Annotated in this window: 17 protein-coding genes; 8 read left to right on the forward strand and 9 right to left on the reverse strand. The window is 36.7% G+C overall.

The features are described from left to right. Positions 1 to 57: 57 nt before the first annotated feature. Complete coding sequence (rplY, locus tag LW139_RS07920) at positions 58 to 342, reverse strand: 50S ribosomal protein L25 (RefSeq protein ID WP_006537318.1); 285 nt, start codon at positions 340 to 342, stop codon at positions 58 to 60. A gap of 144 nt (positions 343 to 486) precedes the next feature. After that, the gene (locus tag LW139_RS07925) at positions 487 to 2,250 is read right to left on the reverse strand and encodes a DEAD/DEAH box helicase (RefSeq protein ID WP_227336694.1); all 1,764 of its coding nucleotides are present in this window, start codon (positions 2,248 to 2,250) and stop codon (positions 487 to 489) included. A gap of 193 nt (positions 2,251 to 2,443) precedes the next feature. Between LW139_RS07925 and rsuA the strand changes: the two genes are divergently transcribed. The 3 genes from rsuA (at position 2,444) to LW139_RS07940 (ending at position 5,239) form a co-directional block, all read left to right on the forward strand. Then, positions 2,444 to 3,148: a 16S rRNA pseudouridine(516) synthase RsuA gene (gene rsuA, locus LW139_RS07930; protein ID WP_247851010.1), complete on the forward strand. Its 705-nt coding sequence runs from the start codon at positions 2,444 to 2,446 to the stop codon at positions 3,146 to 3,148. 37 nt (positions 3,149 to 3,185) lie between these two features. Further along, positions 3,186 to 4,370 (forward strand): Bcr/CflA family multidrug efflux MFS transporter, encoded by a 1,185-nt coding sequence (locus LW139_RS07935; protein ID WP_109408879.1) that lies wholly within the window; start codon positions 3,186 to 3,188, stop codon positions 4,368 to 4,370. A gap of 521 nt (positions 4,371 to 4,891) precedes the next feature. Beyond that, positions 4,892 to 5,239, forward strand: a complete 348-nt coding sequence (locus LW139_RS07940; RefSeq protein ID WP_072069943.1) for a YejG family protein — start codon at positions 4,892 to 4,894, stop codon at positions 5,237 to 5,239. A 124-nt stretch (positions 5,240 to 5,363) separates the two neighbouring features. On the opposite strand, the gene mepS is transcribed toward LW139_RS07940, so the two are convergent. Together mepS and LW139_RS07950 are read right to left on the reverse strand one after the other, a co-directional pair. Beyond that, positions 5,364 to 5,978 carry a bifunctional murein DD-endopeptidase/murein LD-carboxypeptidase gene (gene mepS / locus LW139_RS07945; protein WP_166540638.1) on the reverse strand — a complete coding sequence of 205 codons (615 nt, stop codon included), beginning with the start codon at positions 5,976 to 5,978 and terminating at the stop codon, positions 5,364 to 5,366. Positions 5,979 to 6,342: 364 nt separating this feature from the next. Beyond that, positions 6,343 to 7,050, reverse strand: coding sequence for a phosphatase PAP2 family protein (locus LW139_RS07950; RefSeq protein WP_166540637.1), 708 nt, complete (start codon positions 7,048 to 7,050; stop codon positions 6,343 to 6,345). A 346-nt stretch (positions 7,051 to 7,396) separates the two neighbouring features. Between LW139_RS07950 and LW139_RS07955 the strand changes: the two genes are divergently transcribed. Both LW139_RS07955 and LW139_RS07960 read left to right on the forward strand, forming a co-directional pair. Continuing rightward, positions 7,397 to 7,708 (forward strand): hypothetical protein, encoded by a 312-nt coding sequence (locus LW139_RS07955; RefSeq protein ID WP_109408881.1) that lies wholly within the window; start codon positions 7,397 to 7,399, stop codon positions 7,706 to 7,708. Positions 7,709 to 7,974: 266 nt separating this feature from the next. Continuing rightward, positions 7,975 to 8,304 carry a hypothetical protein gene (locus LW139_RS07960; RefSeq protein ID WP_109408882.1) on the forward strand — a complete coding sequence of 110 codons (330 nt, stop codon included), beginning with the start codon at positions 7,975 to 7,977 and terminating at the stop codon, positions 8,302 to 8,304. A gap of 139 nt (positions 8,305 to 8,443) precedes the next feature. On the opposite strand, the gene yeiP is transcribed toward LW139_RS07960, so the two are convergent. The 3 genes from yeiP to LW139_RS07975 form a co-directional block, all read right to left on the reverse strand. After that, positions 8,444 to 9,016, reverse strand: coding sequence for an elongation factor P-like protein YeiP (gene yeiP / locus LW139_RS07965; protein ID WP_072069938.1), 573 nt, complete (start codon positions 9,014 to 9,016; stop codon positions 8,444 to 8,446). Positions 9,017 to 9,158: 142 nt separating this feature from the next. Then, complete coding sequence (gene mtr, locus LW139_RS07970; RefSeq protein ID WP_109408883.1) at positions 9,159 to 10,400, reverse strand: tryptophan permease; 1,242 nt, start codon at positions 10,398 to 10,400, stop codon at positions 9,159 to 9,161. A gap of 286 nt (positions 10,401 to 10,686) precedes the next feature. After that, positions 10,687 to 11,103: a nucleotide triphosphate diphosphatase NUDT15 gene (locus LW139_RS07975; protein WP_109408884.1), complete on the reverse strand. Its 417-nt coding sequence runs from the start codon at positions 11,101 to 11,103 to the stop codon at positions 10,687 to 10,689. A 186-nt stretch (positions 11,104 to 11,289) separates the two neighbouring features. On the opposite strand from LW139_RS07975, the gene fruK reads away from it, so the two are divergent. Next, the gene (fruK, locus tag LW139_RS07980) at positions 11,290 to 12,228 is read left to right on the forward strand and encodes a 1-phosphofructokinase (protein ID WP_109408885.1); all 939 of its coding nucleotides are present in this window, start codon (positions 11,290 to 11,292) and stop codon (positions 12,226 to 12,228) included. Between the two features lie 46 nt (positions 12,229 to 12,274). Here the strand turns inward: fruK and nfo are convergent, their stop codons facing one another. After that, on the reverse strand, positions 12,275 to 13,117 hold the full coding sequence (gene nfo, locus LW139_RS07985) for a deoxyribonuclease IV (RefSeq protein WP_166540635.1): 843 nt from the start codon (positions 13,115 to 13,117) through the stop codon (positions 12,275 to 12,277). Positions 13,118 to 13,285: 168 nt separating this feature from the next. Further along, a complete protein-coding gene (locus LW139_RS07990; protein WP_247851011.1) occupies positions 13,286 to 14,380 on the reverse strand; it encodes a YeiH family protein in 1,095 nt (364 codons plus the stop codon). A 184-nt stretch (positions 14,381 to 14,564) separates the two neighbouring features. On the opposite strand from LW139_RS07990, the gene yieE reads away from it, so the two are divergent. Together yieE and LW139_RS08000 are read left to right on the forward strand one after the other, a co-directional pair. Next, on the forward strand, positions 14,565 to 15,458 hold the full coding sequence (gene yieE / locus LW139_RS07995; RefSeq protein WP_247851012.1) for a DNA-binding transcriptional regulator YeiE: 894 nt from the start codon (positions 14,565 to 14,567) through the stop codon (positions 15,456 to 15,458). Positions 15,459 to 15,576: 118 nt separating this feature from the next. Continuing rightward, entirely contained in the window at positions 15,577 to 17,067 is a 1,491-nt protein-coding gene (locus tag LW139_RS08000) for an amino acid permease (protein WP_247851013.1), read from the forward strand. Positions 17,068 to 17,218: the final 151 nt, after the last annotated feature.

A 17,218-nucleotide genomic window follows, 5' to 3' on the forward strand; every position in this document is an offset into this window, starting at 1 on the left:
CATTAAGTGGCGTTACATGCTCGGCGTCCCGAAAAATAAAGCTCGAAGGGTGGCTTATTAAGCGCGCAGGAAGTCAATATGAGTAATTTTTGGCTTATACTCGTGACGTTGCACTGCTTTAACTTTAACTTTAGTTTCTTTACCATCGATTACCAGGTTAACGAAATCAGAATAGAATTCAGATTTGTGTTCTTGGTTGATTACTTCGTTGTGATCTAAATCGATAGCGATTGGCTCTTCATTTCCGCCATAAACGATAGCAGGAAAACGGTTAGCCACACGCAGGCGGCGGCTCGCACCCTTACCCTGCTCTTTACGTACAGTTGCATTAATAGTTAACATCTTTTTTCTCTTATGAAAAAGAAAGAAAATACATACTTGTTACAGGCGACCCAGCAACAAGCTCGAGATTTGGTTTATCTAAAAATAGATAAAGCGGAGCGCATTTTAACGAAAAAGTCCACTAACAGCAAATATAAATCCAGATTAATACAAGGTATCTGCTTTTCGATAGCGTCCTGTATAGTCAAAAATCTTATTTCTTATCTTCCAAAAATGCTCTTTTTTACCTTTATGAGCGACAATAAAATCAGGATGACGTAATAAATCGAACTGCTTAATAATATCGTTAGCATTATGCCAAATAAAAGGAACGCCGGGCGCTCGCTGGTGTTCACGTAGAAACTTCAACTCAAATACTTTACGTTGAGCAGGGGTGGTTAAGCGAAAACGCTCTGATACTGAAGTGCCTTCTTCATCGTAATAATTGATATCTAACCATTCTCCTTTAGCATCATTTCCAGATTGAAATTGCATGCCACCACAGCGCAAAACAAGTGCTCCTTTTAGCTTTAATGCGGCTTTAAGCATATCATCAGGATCAACTAATATTTCATTACAGTGAACACAACGACGTGCTGCAATATCATTTTCTTCATTACAATGAGGGCATAATTTAAAGCGGAAGCGGAATTCACACTGCTGTTTTTGTCCATGTTCATTGAGTTCCCAGCCTTGGCAACGCCGACCATAATGTTCAATAATATCGCCATCAGCATCGACTATTCCCCAAAAAGTATTAGCAAATTGGCAAATAGGGCAGAATACTTGCACGGGTTTGCTATTAGGGTTGGGTTTTTTAGTGCCAACCTCAGGAAGATAAAGATCATGAGGATTACCCGCATAATCTAAAATCAGACATTCGGTTTTTCCTGCAAATAATCTTAACCCACGTCCTACAATTTGTTGATATAAGCTGACTGATTCTGTTGGGCGTAAAATGGCGATTAAATCAACATGCGGTGCATCAAAGCCTGTTGTTAGTACCGCAACATTGACCATATAACGTAACTGTTGCTGTTTAAAACGAAAAATCAGCGTATCTCGTTCATGAGAAGGCGTATCCGCGCTTACTAATGCCGCTTCATCTTGAGGCAAAAGAGAAAGAATTTCTTTTGCATGTTCAACGGTGGCTGCAAATATCATGACACCACGGCAGTTTTCTGCATATTCAATAATCTGTGAAACAATATGGGGAGTAATACGTTTTTGTCTTTTTATTTCACGATTAAGATCTTCTTCATTAAATATTCCATTTTGACTTGTTCGGACTTGGCTAAAGTCATATTGCAAAATAGGCATATCTAATCGAGTTGGGGGTACTAGAAAATGATTGCTTATCATATAACGTAAAGGCAATTCATAAATACAATCACGGAAAAAACACTCTTCATCACCTCTAATCATTCCGTGATAATGATATTGATAAATCCAACCCGTAGGTAAACGATAAGGTGTTGCAGTTAATCCCAAGATCCGTAATTTGGGATTAATGGATTGTAATTGTTTAATAACTTGTTGATATTGGCTATCTTTAGACAAACTAATACGATGGCATTCATCGATTATAAGAAGCGAAAACGTATCATTAAATTGTGATAAATTACGCGCAACAGATTGCACGCTACCAAAAACAACTTTTCCGCTACTTTCTTTTTGTTGTAAGCCTGCGGCATAAATATCTGCGGATAGACCATAAGCTTCATATTTGTTATGGTTCTGTTCAACTAATTCTTTTACGTGTGCCAAGACTAAGACACGTCCTCGCGCTCTTTTAGCAAGTTCTGCGATAACTAAACTTTTTCCTGCACCGGTGGGTAAGACTATCACCGCGGGTGTATCGTGTTGACGAAAATAAGAGATTGTCGCGTTAACAGCGTCAAGTTGATAAGGTCTGAGTGTAAATGCCATAACTCTACATAAGAAATCAAACAGGGCGTCAGCGTAGCATTTTTTTATAGATAGCGCGAATAAGGTAAGTGGTGTTTGATAAGTAAAGGATGTAATAATTTATTTATAAATTAATTAGTTGTTTTATTGTTAATATTCATTTTTAATAGATACCTCATATCAGATGGTATTCATCCATTTTTCAGAGAAATTCATGCGATTAGATAAATTTTTATCCCAGCAATTGGGGATTAGCCGTAGCTTGATACTTCGTGAGTTAAGAGCAGGGCTTGTAACAATTGACGGTGAAATGGTAAAAAGCGGTTCCACCAAAATAGCACCAGAACAAGAAGTAGCTTATAACGGCAATGTGTTAACCCAGATTTTAGGGCCTCGTTATTTTATGTTGAATAAGCCTATTGGCTATGTGTGTTCAACAGATGATCCAGTTAATCCAACTATCCTTTATTTTATTGATGAGCCTCTGGCATATAAATTACATGCCGCTGGACGTTTAGATATTGATACAACGGGGCTTGTATTATTGACTGATAATGGTCAGTGGTCACATCGCATTACAGCGCCAAAACATCATTGCGAAAAAACGTATCATGTCACATTGGAAGAGCCAATTGCTGAAGGTGTTGCTGAACAGTTCCAAAAAGGTGTGCAACTGAATGGCGAAAAAGATCTGACTAAACCCGCTAAATTAGAAATTATTACACCTACAGAAGTGAAACTCACAATTAGTGAAGGCAAATATCATCAAGTAAAACGTATGTTTGCTGCTGTGGGTAATCATGTCAGCGCATTACATCGTGAGCGTATTGGGGATATTACATTAGATGAAACTTTAACTGAGGGCGAATATCGTCCATTAACAGAAGAAGAGATCAACAGCATTCACTTACCTCAATAATTATTATCTGTCCTGTCGTCTTTGGGAGTTTATCTGCGTGCAACAGCAACGTTCGTCGTACCTTAGTCTCATTTTAATATTGGGACTTATTTCCATGCTTATGCCATTGGCTATAGATATGTATTTGCCAAGCTTACCTACTATTGCACAAGATTTTGGTGTGCCTAGCGGTAAAGTGCAAATGACATTAAGTATCTATATTTTTGGTTTTGCTATTGGGCAACTCGTTTATGGTCCTATGGCGGATAGTTTGGGACGTAAGCCTGTCATTTTGGGCGGTGTGATTGTTTTTGCTTTTGCCTCTAGTGCATGTGCATTATCTGAATCTATTGATATGCTAATTGGTATGCGTTTTCTCCATGGCTTTGCGGCAGCTGCTGCGAGTGTGGTTATTAATGCATTAATGAGAGATATGTTCTCTAGAGATGATTTCTCTAGAAGTATGTCTTTCGTTGCATTGGTGATGACGATTGCACCTTTATTAGCACCATTACTAGGTGCTTGGGTGATGAATTGGTTTTCATGGCATGCTATTTTTTGGAGTATTGCGATAGCAGCAGTAATTGCGGGTGCATTAATTGCATTTTATATTCCTGAAACCTTACCCAAAGAGCGTCGTCAGCGCTTTAGCCTAAGAGTAACATTTAGCCAATTTATTAGTTTGTTTAGAACTCGTCGTGTTCTTTGTTATATTCTGGCGTCAGGTTTTTCTTTTGCTGGTATGTTCTCATTTCTGAGTGCAGGGCCTTTTGTTTATATTGAATTACACGGTATTCCATTCGATCAATTTGGTTTGTACTTTGGTTTTAATATTATCTTTTTAATTGTCATGACAAGCATAAATGGGCGATATGTTCGCCGATTTGGTGCGTTGAAGATGTTGCGTTTAGGGCTAACCATTCAATGTATTATGGGGATCTTTCTATTATTAGTTGTTGCCCTTAATTTACATTTCTATTATCTCGTTGTGGGAGTAGCGATGTATGTTGGTGGTATTGCAATGATCACATCAAACGCCATGGCTGTTATTCTTGATGATTATCCACATATGGCTGGAACGGTTTCTTCTTTGGCAGGAACTGTACGCTTTGGTGTTGGAGCTTTAGTTGGAACGGCTATTGCTATGTTCCCAGCAAAATCAGAATGGCCAATGGTAAGTGCTATGGCTTTTTGTGTGCTATTTGCTATGGGCTTTATTTTACTTGCGCGCCGTTACAAATAAGAATATCACGCTATAAATAAGAGAAATTTATAGCGTGCTTCTCCTTTTTCTCCTTTACTTCCCCTGAATAGACCACATTTTCCTCTACTGTACTTCATGAATCGTTTCAAATTAGTGTGCTTTTTTGATTTGAATCAATACTCAATGTTGTTGTTTTGTTAAATTAAGTAAAATTTATTTTAATAATCATCTATTATTGTTTTGTTGGTATGAAACATAGTGATAAAAATTGATGAATTGTTTTACTTGAATGCGTAATATTTTATACAATTATTTTATATAGTTGATAAAATGTTAAAAAAATGAAAGAATAATTGAAGAGATTAATCATCGTAGAAATGAATACGTACAAACGCTAAGCTAAATAAATGGTTTGATACGTCTCTTCGTTTTTTTTGTAAAATAATTGTAATAATTGTGTTTTATGATTAGCAAGGTTTTAATATGACGTGTGAGCAAGTCAGTTCAAACTCGTATTGATGATGTATTAAATTAACGTGTTGATGAAACAGGATTGATTTGTGGATAATGTACAACTTTCGGTAGTTCATAAGCTGCCGCTGAGTTATCGGTGGCTAGCAGGTTTTGCAGGTACAAGAGTAGAGATACTGCCTGAAAATGATGCTGGAAAGCAAAATACACTGATTGGCTTAAAATTATTAAGTCATGATGGTATGACACTGGATGAAGCAATACAGAATTTGCGTCAGTATCTGAGTAATCTCCATATTGATAGCGTTGTGATTGAGTGGGATGGCGTGCCATGTCTTTTTTTATGTAGTGATGATGAATGTGCTGCGCTGTGTTGCTTAAAGAATGCAGGTGTTGCCATTGCTGAACCATTTCCAACAGCGTATTCTTATTTATAACATTACCTATTGTTATAAAACTGACGTGATGATTGTGTGATTTACAAAATGACGAAAGAACACAAAAAAGCCTCATTATTTGATAATGAGGCTTTTTATTTGCAATAAGATATAAGGGAATAAATTATCTTAATACACTTTTTGAAAAGTTGTTCTCAGCAAGGGTTGCATCATTGTTTTCTATAACACGTCTTGCCGCATAAAAACGCTTATTCCAGTAAATATTAGACATTTCTGACACTGTCACACCATTGCTGGTGGATGCGTGTACAAATTTATCATTTCCAATATAAATACCAACATGGCGCATAGTGCGGCCTGTTTTAAATAGAACTAAATCACCTGCTTGTAATTTTGATTTGTTAACCTGAGTACCTGAGAATTGTTGGTCTGAGGTTGAGCGAGGTAGTTCTACACCGAATTGGTCAAGGAAGGTTCTTTGTACAAAGGCAGAGCAGTCGATGCCTTTTTTAGTATCTCCGCCTAAGCGATAAGCGACGCCTTTCCAGTCTGCATATTGGTCAAGTATCTTAGATTTTATATCGAGATTCTTCACCAATGATTCAAATTCATCTTGAGATGCTTGGGAAATAGAAGTGCTTGATGATGTATTAAGTGGGGTAGTGCTTGAATTCGCTAAGCGTGAATTTGCGTTCTGTGAGCTACAGGCCGATAGCGTAGCTACAACAATGAACGCCGGTATGAGCTTAAGCATTCTCATATACGGTTTTGTTCTCATTGTGACAGATTTCCCTTACATCCTTACGTGCAGAAGCGCACCTGAATTATTCACCAAATAACCAGAGAATATAGTGTAATTTAACTCTGGCAACCCTATTTCGCGAAAAACGTGCTCTAAAGCACGTAAATATCCACATTAAACAATAAATAATGAGGAAACCAGAAAAGTGTACAGAAATAGGCGTTAAATGGCGAGAGAAATGAGGTTTAATTTACAAAACATTAGATAATAAAGTGCTAATACTTAAAATAGATCTCATTTTGTCATCATAATATCATTTAAATGTCAAAAAATGACCAAAAGAATAAGTGCCATTATGTTTGCACTTATTCTTTTTTAATTAATCAGAGGTATTTTTCTTTTATTTTTTAAATGGAAGATATTTTTCTAATTGTCTGACAATAACATCTGATAATGGTGTGATTAATAACCAACTTGTTGTGATTAGAGTTAAAGAAATAGAACCCACTAATATATCAGAAGCCCAATGTGCACCAGCCATTACTCGTGGTAATGCGAACACAACGGTAATAAGTAGTGCCCATAAGAAAGCGCGGAATGAAAGATAACGTAATATAAAGCTACAAAAGATAAGTAACATTAAGCCATGATCGCCTGGGAAGCTGTCACCAGAGGCATCTTTTGTTGGAATGCCAGTTACAACACCCACTCTATGTGCATCTTGAAAATAAAGTGTTGGGCTGGGTCTTTCTATTGGAATGTTTTGTCCAATTTGATTAATCAGTACAGCGCTGATCACCATCACTAATCCTACAATTATAAGATGGCGTTTACCTTTATAATCTTTTTGACGAAAAGTATTGTAATAAAGTGCGCCCATAGCTAACAAAATGACTAAATCAAATTTTCTATTATTAACGTAAGCCACAAAAGTTGCGAAAAAAGTATCAGGCAAAATATGTTGATTAAAATAATAAAAAATATGAGTGTCTATTGATAGCCAAAATCCATGTTGTGCAGGAAGATACCAAGAGAGGAAAATAATGAGGCCCACTAGGTTAAGTAGAAAAATAGCGACGGCTTTTTGGTAAAAATTAGAAAGTTTCATAGTAATCAAATGACAAATTTCACATGTTTTTGGTGATCTAGATCACAATAAGTTTAAGTTTGATTATAGGACTATAGTCAAAATAAAAAAATATATCTTTGCAATTTATTGCTTAGATAAATGTTATCTATTCGTTTCGTTTTTGTTATCTCTGTTCATTCTTACTTAACTTAAATTTAGAGTGTTTTTTCTTGGTAGTCTTAATTTGAGCGTCTTATAATTTTTTTCTATTCTTTAATTAAAGATAAAAATTAAATAAATAAAGTAACAAGCCGATATTAGTTATGACTTTAATAACATATTGGCTTGTCAGATTTCTACGCCCAATAATCAGAGGAGATTAGTTTTGAAGAAGCTTTATATTGCATCTATGTGCTTGTCTTTATTATTAAGCGCACCTTCATTTGGTAAGGAAAATAAAGTTATAGGCTCCGGAACAATCACTTTTGTTGGTGCGATTGTTGAGGGCAATTGTTTAATGGATACAGATAAAAATACTTTTAAAACAAAGTGTTGGAATGGTAGTGAAATGCAAGAGTCTCAATATAAGTTAGAAAGGAATAAGCAATTCAGCTCGAAATTGATTAACAACAAAGGTTCTATGGATATTAAGTGGATTAATGACAATTTAGCTATAATGAATATTGTTTATAATTAATCGCATAAGATTAGAATAATAACAATAATTGTATTAATTAAATAAAATTTTAATGCTTTTATAAAACAGTTATTAAAGGTACAAATATTTGACTTAAGTTTGATCAACGTTGATTTCTTATTTATAAACATCGAACACTTATATTTGATAGACATCAAATATTCTTCTTATGTCTATATGAATGTCATATTTTATTGCTATGATGAAAATATGTCGGGTGGGTGTGATCCTCATACCTGCTAGCGCAAACAAGAAGTGAGGTCGTTATGAGAAAATATCTGACCGTAGTATGCAGTCTTCTCGTTTCCAGTTCGATATCATTAGCTTGGGCATCTGATCCCATGCAAACAACAGGTCAGATTTATCTGCGGGGTGCGATTGTTGATCCTGCGTGTGAAATGAATTTCACATTAGATAAAGCTGAATACCAGTGTTACAAACACAACAAAGTGTTTACATCTACTCAATCCATTGTTCCTGCTTCTTTTGATAAATCCCAACAAATGATTATTTTGCCTCAAGATATGGGCCAAGCAGAGATCCGTTGGATGGATGATACGCAAAAAAATGGCGTTATTGACGTTCAATACTTTTAAAGCATCAATGGGGTGTAGATAAAAGTAACAAAGATAAACAAGTCAAATAATCGTTTGTCACATTGGGTTTCTTACGATTATCTGACCTATTTAGAGCAACATTAGCAATACGCTAATGAGTAGATGTTTTGACTATTGATTAGTCAGCTCGTCCCATATAGCGACGTTCTGCAATATGGATACGCACTTTATCGCCAGTAGAAAGATACTCAGGAACCTGAATAACTAATCCTGTTGGTAATGTTGCCGGTTTAGTACGCGCACTTGCTGATGCACCTTTAATACCTGGAACAGTTTCAACAATTTCCATATCAACAGTTTGTGGCAGCTCTAATGCTAAAACCTGACCATCCATTGTTAATACTTGCATTCCCGCTAAGCCTTCTTCAGGAATAAACAGTAATTCATCTTCGATTTGATCTTTTTTGAAGGTATAAGGAGTGTAATCTTCGTTGTCCATAAAGATATACTCATCACCATCAATGTAAGAAAAGCTAACAGCACGGCGAGTTAAGTTGATGGTATCAACCATATCATCGCCTTTAAAACGTTCTTCTACTTTTTGGCCTGTACGGATATCGGTAAAACGCATTTTATACAGAGTACTTGCGCCTCGAGCACTTGGTGCTTGAATATCGATATCTTTTACCAGTAATAATTTGTTGTTATAACTAACAGCCATACCACGCTTAATTTCATTGGCTTTTGCCATATAAAACCTTCCATTAAATAACATTGATGATAATGGCGACAAAATTACTCGCAGTGCAGAAACTTGGCAAGTTATTCACGTAATTTTTTTATAAGATTTGATGAAAAAATAAAGCCAGCAATGCTGGCTTTTAGTGAAGTGATTAGCGGTAGATAGGAAGAAGATTAAAGTTTGCTAAAATATGTGCGCTAGCATTGATGATGCCAAACAAAATAACAAATCCAATCATAAACATACCACCTGGAGCCTTAAAGCTTTGACCTTGATGACGTTGGCGACTGGCTTTTGCCATTAAGGCTGGAATAATTGCAGCCCAAATAGTTGCTGCGAGTCCTGCAAATCCAATGGCATATAAGAAACCATCAGGGAAAATAATAGCTAAAATAGTCGGTGGTATAAACGTCACAAGTGCAGATTTAAATCGACCACTTCCTGTATTGGAAAATTTAAAGAAATCCGCTAAGTAATCGAATAATCCTAATGAAACACCTAAGAATGAGCTTGCTAATGCCATATAAGAGAACAAATCTAGTAACAGTGATACAGTCGCATTGGCAGTTGTTGAACGCATTTGTGCTAATAAATTACCAATATTCCCACCATCAGCAATGACTTGCTTGAATCCTTCACGAGGAATATTACCTTGTACAACAAACTGCCATAAAATATAAATTGCCAGTGAAATCAGTGTACCAATCAACAAGCTTTTCATGACGGCTTTGCCATCTTTACGGTAATACGTTACTAAGCCTGGAATATTGCCATGATAACCAAATGAGGTCAGTAAGTAAGGGAGTGCAGCTAAAGCATAAGGCAAGTAACTCGCATTACTTTCATTTGTATTAAATAACACAGGCATTTTTACTTCTGTAAATAATCCACCAATGGCTAATACAAACGCAATTACCATACCGCCAATTAAAATGGTGCTTAATCTATCCACTGCACGTGTTGATAACCAAACAAAGAAAGCAACAATTAATGCAAAGACTAAGCCCGCAATAGCTTGCGATACACTGATGATGCCTGCAAAATTTTGTACGATAATGGAGCTACCCGCAGAAATATAAGCGTAAGTTAAAATATAAAGCACAAACGCAATGGAAAGCCCATTAATAGTGCTCCAGCCTTTTCCTAATAGATCTTTGGTGATGGTGTGAAAACTTGAACCTAGAGGATAATGAAGATTCACTTCTAAGATCATTAATCCCGACATAAATAGGCAAAACCAAGTATAAATTAACAAAAAAATAGACCCGGTAAACCAGACACCGGAAGTCACAATCGGAATGGAAAACATGCCAGCACCGACAGCGGTGCCTGCAATGATCATTGCGCCACCAAGTATGGATGGACGCTTTGTTATTGATGTGACTTCTGACATAAGATGTCCTTATTAAATTGACTCAACGTACTAGCTTGATGGTGTAAAGAATACACGTTTGTATTCAGAGTGTAAATAGAGGTTATTGTGCTTTATAAAAGAAAAAAGTGAGTAAAAATAATACAGTAGAAGGAGGCGATCATATAAATCAATAGATTAGTGTAAGCATTATCAGAAATGATAAAGAAATTGAGAGTTAAATAAGTGTTTTTTTAAGCAAGATTAAACGTTGAAACCATTATTCTGAACAAAAATTATTCAGAATAATGAGGGTGATAGGAGAAAATTAGCCTTGGTAAAATTGTTTATTTTTCCATAATGTAATGGAATTACGGCTGGCTTCAAAATGAGGTTCAGGTAAATCATTCGGAGAACACCAGCGGATCTCAGAACATTTGTCTGGCTCCATTAATTTGGGCTCATCGCCTTGGTATTGTGCAATCATGCAAATAGAAACTGTGTGTTTGCCTTCTAATTGGTAAGTTTCTAAGTTATTACTAATACCAATTACTTTAGGTGATGTAATAGTAATGCCAATTTCTTCTTTTATTTCGCGAATGGCACATTGTTCAAAAGTTTCACCATCATCGACATGACCACCAAAAATTGACCAATAAGGTGCGTGTGTGCCACAGCGTTTTCCTAATAACACTTCACCTTTTTCATTTACAATAATCACGCCAACACCGACCACAACTGACATTCTAGGCTCCTTATTTTTTATATAGTTATTGATAACGGATAGCTAAGTCATTTTTTATGAGCGTTATTGTCCTTGGCGAAGAGTAAGAGTCAAGGAGAACTGATGCAATTTCACTGAATTAAAGGTTAATTAGTGCTATATATAGCCCCTAAATATTCATAATAAAAACGATTGGAGAGTAAAGACATGAGTCGCCGTGTCGCTACGATCACTTTAAATCCTGCCTATGATCTTGTTGGTGCTTGTTCAGCGATTGACGTAGGTGGTGTTAATTTAGTCCGAACAGCTGGACTTAATCCCGCAGGGAAAGGTAATAATGTCGCGAAAGTCTTGCGTGATTTGGGGATAGATATTACCGTCAGCGGATTTATGGGACGCGAAAATCAAGAAGAGTTTCAGCATTTTTTTAGTGAAAATGGGATGGCTAACCGTTTTTATCTGGTATCTGGCCGTACACGTATTAATGTGAAATTGACGGAAGGAAAAGGGCAGGTTACTGATTTTAATTTTTCAGGGTTTACAGTATCACCACAAGATTGGCAACGCTTTGCAGTAGACTCACTTAATTGGCTGGGGCATTTTGATATGGTGGTTGTTAGTGGCAGCCTACCGAATGGTGTTGATCCTGAAGCTTTTACACAGTGGATGATTAAATTAAGGCAGTTGTGCCCTTGTATTATTTTTGATAGTAGTCGTGATGCATTAGTGGCGGGATTAAAAGCCGCACCTTGGTTAATAAAACCGAATCATAGGGAGTTAGAAGCCTGGGTTGGACATTCACTGACTGAAATGACAGATATTATTAAAGCAGCGCATCAATTGAGGGATAAGGGCATTGCACATGTTGTTATTTCATTAGGAGAAAGGGGGGCATTATGGGTAAATGCTTCAGGTGCTTGGCTAGCTAAACCACCGTATTGTGATGTCGTAAGCACTGTGGGAGCTGGTGATTCTATGGTTGCGGGATTAGTTTACGGTTTATTGATGAGCCAAACTAGTGAACATACGCTACGTTTAGCAACGGCCATCTCTGCGTTATCTGTGAGTCAGCCTGATGTTGGAATTAAAGATAGAAGTCAACTTGCTCAGATGATGACTAAAATTGAGTTAACACCAATTAAATAATGCTCTTTGCGGTTTATTTTGAGATAAACCGCAAAGAATACCAAATTTAGGTTTGTTGTGATTTTAACCAGGCAATTTCATCAGGCCAAATATCAGGATTAATTGTTTCTAAAATTAGTGGAATACCATCAAAACGCTTATCCTGCATAATATAGCTAAAAGGTACTTTACCAATATTACCTTCGCCTAAGCTATGGTGACGGTCAACTCGACTTGCTAGTTCACTTTTAGCATCATTTAAGTGCATCGCTTTTAAGTATTGAAAGCCGACGATTTTTTCAAATTCTGCAAAGGTTTTTTCACACTCTTCATGGGTTCTTAAATCATAACCAGCAGCGAAGGTGTGACAAGTATCAATACAAACACCAACGCGAGATTTATCTTCAACACCGTCAATAATCGCCGCAAGATGTTCGAAACGATAACCCAAATTAGTGCCTTGGCCAGCTGTATTTTCAATAACAGCAGTAACATTTTTTGTTTTTTCTAAAGTGATGTTGATTGACTGAGCTATTTTTTGTAAGCACTTATCAACATCAATTTTATTTAAGTGGCTACCAGGATGAAAATTAAGTAATTCAATGCCAAGTTGTTCGCAACGTTGCATTTCATCTAGAAATGCGTCTCTTGATTTTTCAAGCGCTTCTTCTTCAGGATGGCCTAAATTAATTAGATAACTGTCATGGGGTAAAATTTGAGAAGGGCCATAACCATAAAGTTCACAGTTCTTTTTAAATTTATCAATGACTTCTGTGGATAATGGTGCGGCTTTCCACTGGCGCTGGTTTTTAGTAAAAAGAGCAAACGCAGTGGCTTTGATTTCATGTGCGCGTAATACCGCCTGATCAACACCACCAGCAGCACTGACATGTGCGCCAACAAATTTCATTATTTCTCTCCTTAGATTTATTTTACACCATGATAACAAACATACAGCATATAACATAATATTGAGGTGATAAAAGCAAAAAAGCGCAACTAAGAATAGTTGCGCAATAATGAAAAGAACTTCTCAAGGCGAAATTTTAAAGGGGATGAATTTTTATCGATATTCCTATTAAGACATCAACACAGTTTGAATAAAGATATTAATTATCACACCACCAAGGGTTAACCAGAAGAATAAGAATAAAGCTAACAATAACGGTTTGACGCCTGCTTGTCGGATAGCGCTAATATGTGTTGTTAAACCTAATGCCACCATTGCCATTGCTAATAGAATGGTATCGATAGTAACAATGTAACTAACAATAGACGCTGGAATTAAATTTAAAGAGTTAAAGCCAGCCATTAAAATAAAAAATACGGCAAACCAAGGAATAGTGATTGGGCTTTTTTCAGCTACTTGTGCGCCATTGTTTGCCTTGCTTTTCTTTTTACTTAAATAAGTTGAAAGAATAATTAAGAATGGTGCCAACATCATTACGCGGATCATTTTACTAATAACGGCTGCATTTTCAGCGTCAGGGCTAATTGAGTGTCCTACGGCAACGACTTGAGCTACTTCATGGATGGTTGAACCTGAAAAAATACCAAAGGTTTCTTCTGTAAATGGTAACCAGCCAGCAAATGCATTTAAGTGATAGAACCAAGGATAAAGGAAAATACCAATAGTCCCAAAAATCACAACAGTAGATACCGCAACAGCTACTTGGCTTGCTTGTGCTTTAACAACCGGCTCTGTCGCCATAACAGCCGCCGCACCACAAATACTGCTACCCGCACCAATTAAGATCACTGTTTGTTCATCTAAGCCGAAATATTTTCGACCAATCCACATTGCAATAAGAAACGTCGATGTCAGCATAATTGCATCTATAATTAAACCCGTTGCACCCACATCGGCAATTTGCTGAAACGTCAGTCTGAAACCATACAAAATAATACCGGTGCGTAATAAATAGTGTTTGGCGAATTTGACACCGTCATCACTATAAGGTTTTGCAACAGGATAAAGCGTATTACCAATAATAATGCCGAATAAGATCGCCAGCGTTAATGCGCCTAACCCCATACTAGAAAACCAAGGAATATCACCAATATAAATAGCAAGCGCAGTTAATACACCTGTTAGTAATAAACCAGGAAGCCAGCGATAGACTGGAGTAAAACATTTTTTCGCCAATGTAATAGGTTGACTTTGCTCTGACATAGAAAAACCTTGCTTATATGAATTTTGCATAAGCATATAACAATCAATCTTATTTATTAAACTCATTATTTTTATAATAATAACCAGTAAAAGTAATATATGTGTATTTTCTTAAATGTACTTGGTATGTTACTGCTTTGTGGATAGTATGTTATTACAATGATGGCTCAAAGGTGGAATGGACATGCGAATTACGTTGCGGCAACTGGAAGTCTTTACTGAAGTTCTCAAAAGTGGTTCTACAACGCAAGCATCACAACAGCTTGCTCTATCTCAATCTGCTGTCAGTGCTTCTTTAACTGATCTAGAAAGCCAATTAGGGGTACAGCTTTTTGATAGGGTGGGAAAACGCCTTGTTACGAATGAACATGGTCGATTACTTTATCCCAGAGCATTATCTTTACTTGAACGTGCAATCGAAGTTGAACAACTATTTCAAGCAGGAAATGGTGCCTTACGTATTGCTGCAAGTACCACAATAGGTAATTACATTCTTCCAAAAATGCTGGGTAATTTTCATCGTAATTATCCTGATATTCCATTAGAAATGAGCATTGGTAATACAGAAGAAGTCGTTAAACTCGTGAGTGAATTCAGGGTTGATTTGGGATTAATTGAAGGTGCTTGTCAAAGTTCTGAGTTAATTAGTCAAAAATGGCTCCTAGATGAAATGGTTATTTTTTGCTCACCAGAGCATCCTTTAGCTAAAGCAGCAAAAGTAACTTTAGCTGATTTACAATCAGCACCTTGGATCTTACGAGAAAATGGTTCAGGGACTCGAGATGTTCTTAATCATCTTCTTTTTGCCTCTTTACCAGGCTATCGCATTGAAATGGAATTGGGTAATTCAGAAGCGATAAAACACGCAGTTATGTATGAAATGGGTATCAGTTGTTTATCTCGTCGAGTTATTGAGGAACAGATTAATAACGGTTCATTAAAAGAGATAAAAGTAGAAGGATTGGCATTACAACGTACCTTATATCTGGTTTATCATCGCCAAAAACATGTCTCTGATGCACTGAAAAAATTGCTGACATATTGTAATGCTGAACACTTAATCGGCAATTTTTCATAAATTGCTAATAATTGACGCCCGATTATGAAGGTATCTTATAATCATGGATCCTTGCTATTCACGAACGACAGATTTGCTACAATCCTCGTCAGAAAAGTGAATATAAAAGTGGAATGTTATGTCAGAACAACAAAAAAATACTGCTAAGTCGGGCGCAGTACAGCAGACTTTGCGCCGAGAATTAAAGGCGCGACATTTAGCGATGATCGCTATTGGTGGTTCAATTGGTACAGGACTTTTTGTCGCATCGGGGGCTACTGTTGCTCAAGCAGGGCCAGGTGGGGCATTACTCTCTTATGCTTTAATTGGGCTGATGGTCTATTTTCTAATGACAAGCCTTGGTGAGTTAGCCGCATTTATGCCCGTATCCGGCTCTTTCTCAACTTACGGTTCTAAGTATGTAGAAGAAGGCTTTGGTTTCGCATTAGGTTGGAACTATTGGTACAACTGGGCAGTTACTATTGCTGTTGACCTTGTTGCTGCACAATTAGTGATGCTCTATTGGTTCCCTGATGTTGATGGTTGGATCTGGAGTGCTCTATTCCTTTGCGTTATATTCTTGCTTAACTATATCTCTGTAAAAGGATTTGGTGAGGCTGAATATTGGTTCTCTTTGATCAAAGTTTCCACTGTGATTATCTTTATTATTGTGGGTATTGCGATGATCACTGGTATTATGAAAGGGGCTGAAAACGCAGGCTGGCATAACTGGGAAATTGGAGATGCACCTTTTGCAGGTGGATTTGCAGCTATGATTGGTGTCGCAATGATTGTTGGTTTCTCATTCCAAGGTACAGAATTAATTGGTATCGCGGCGGGAGAATCTAAAGATCCAGCTAAAAATATTCCAAAGGCTGTGCGTAAAGTTTTCTGGCGTATTTTGCTGTTCTATATCTTTGCTATTCTAATTATTAGCTTAATTATTCCTTATACTGATCCAAGTTTATTACGTAATGATGTTGGCGATATCAGCGTTAGCCCATTCACGTTAGTCTTTAAAAATGCTGGATTACTGTCTGCAGCAGCAATTATGAATGCTGTCATTTTAACGGCGGTTCTTTCTGCGGGTAACTCAGGCATGTATGCCTCAACTCGGATGCTATTTACACTGGCAAGAGAAGGCAAAGCACCAAAATGTTTTGGCAAATTGTCTAAAAATGGTGTGCCACGTAATGCACTTTATGCAACAACTGTTGTTGCGGGCCTGTGTTTCTTAAGCTCAATGTATGGAAACCAAACTGTCTACTTGTGGTTATTAAACACGTCAGGAATGACGGGTTTTATTGCATGGTTAGGCATTGCAATTAGTCATTACCGTTTCCGTAAAGGTTATGTAGCACAAGGGCGTGATTTAAATGATTTACCTTATCGCTCTGGTTTCTTCCCAATTGGTCCAATTTTTGCCTTTGTACTGTGTCTAATTATTACATTAGGTCAAAATTACCAAGCGTTTTTGGAAGATACAATTGATTGGTATGGTGCTATTGCAACGTATATTGGTATCCCATTATTTTTGTTAATCTGGTTTACTTATAAAATTGTGAAGAAAACTCGTTTTATTCGTTATAACGAAATGGAATTTCCAACACATATTGCGAATAAAAAATAACCGATAATTCAGTATATTGAGACGCCCGCTTTGTGATCTAAATCACATTAAAGCGGGCGTTTTTTTATTTTCCAATCTAATCATTATAAAAAATATACAAAAGCTTCAATTATATTAGCAATCGTATTGATAATTATTATTATTTGCTTTA

Source organism: Proteus vulgaris, assembly GCF_023100685.1.
Taxonomy (GTDB): Bacteria; Pseudomonadota; Gammaproteobacteria; order Enterobacterales; family Enterobacteriaceae; genus Proteus.

What these genes read in the sequence shown, in the direction of transcription:
- LW139_RS08000 (WP_247851013.1), top strand. Translation starts at nt 15,577, where the DNA reads ATGTCAGAACAACAAAAAAATACTGCTAAGTCGGGCGCAGTACAGCAG.
- LW139_RS07950 (WP_166540637.1), bottom strand. Translation starts at nt 7,050, where the DNA reads ATGAAACTTTCTAATTTTTACCAAAAAGCCGTCGCTATTTTTCTACTT.
- LW139_RS07990 (WP_247851011.1), bottom strand. Translation starts at nt 14,380, where the DNA reads ATGTCAGAGCAAAGTCAACCTATTACATTGGCGAAAAAATGTTTTACT.
- fruK (WP_109408885.1), top strand. Translation starts at nt 11,290, where the DNA reads ATGAGTCGCCGTGTCGCTACGATCACTTTAAATCCTGCCTATGATCTT.
- mtr (WP_109408883.1), bottom strand. Translation starts at nt 10,400, where the DNA reads ATGTCAGAAGTCACATCAATAACAAAGCGTCCATCCATACTTGGTGGC.
- rsuA (WP_247851010.1), top strand. Translation starts at nt 2,444, where the DNA reads ATGCGATTAGATAAATTTTTATCCCAGCAATTGGGGATTAGCCGTAGC.
- rplY (WP_006537318.1), bottom strand. Translation starts at nt 342, where the DNA reads ATGTTAACTATTAATGCAACTGTACGTAAAGAGCAGGGTAAGGGTGCG.
- nfo (WP_166540635.1), bottom strand. Translation starts at nt 13,117, where the DNA reads ATGAAATTTGTTGGCGCACATGTCAGTGCTGCTGGTGGTGTTGATCAG.
- mepS (WP_166540638.1), bottom strand. Translation starts at nt 5,978, where the DNA reads ATGAGAACAAAACCGTATATGAGAATGCTTAAGCTCATACCGGCGTTC.
- LW139_RS07975 (WP_109408884.1), bottom strand. Translation starts at nt 11,103, where the DNA reads ATGTCAGTTGTGGTCGGTGTTGGCGTGATTATTGTAAATGAAAAAGGT.
- yeiP (WP_072069938.1), bottom strand. Translation starts at nt 9,016, where the DNA reads ATGGCAAAAGCCAATGAAATTAAGCGTGGTATGGCTGTTAGTTATAAC.
- LW139_RS07925 (WP_227336694.1), bottom strand. Translation starts at nt 2,250, where the DNA reads ATGGCATTTACACTCAGACCTTATCAACTTGACGCTGTTAACGCGACA.
- LW139_RS07960 (WP_109408882.1), top strand. Translation starts at nt 7,975, where the DNA reads ATGAGAAAATATCTGACCGTAGTATGCAGTCTTCTCGTTTCCAGTTCG.
- yieE (WP_247851012.1), top strand. Translation starts at nt 14,565, where the DNA reads ATGCGAATTACGTTGCGGCAACTGGAAGTCTTTACTGAAGTTCTCAAA.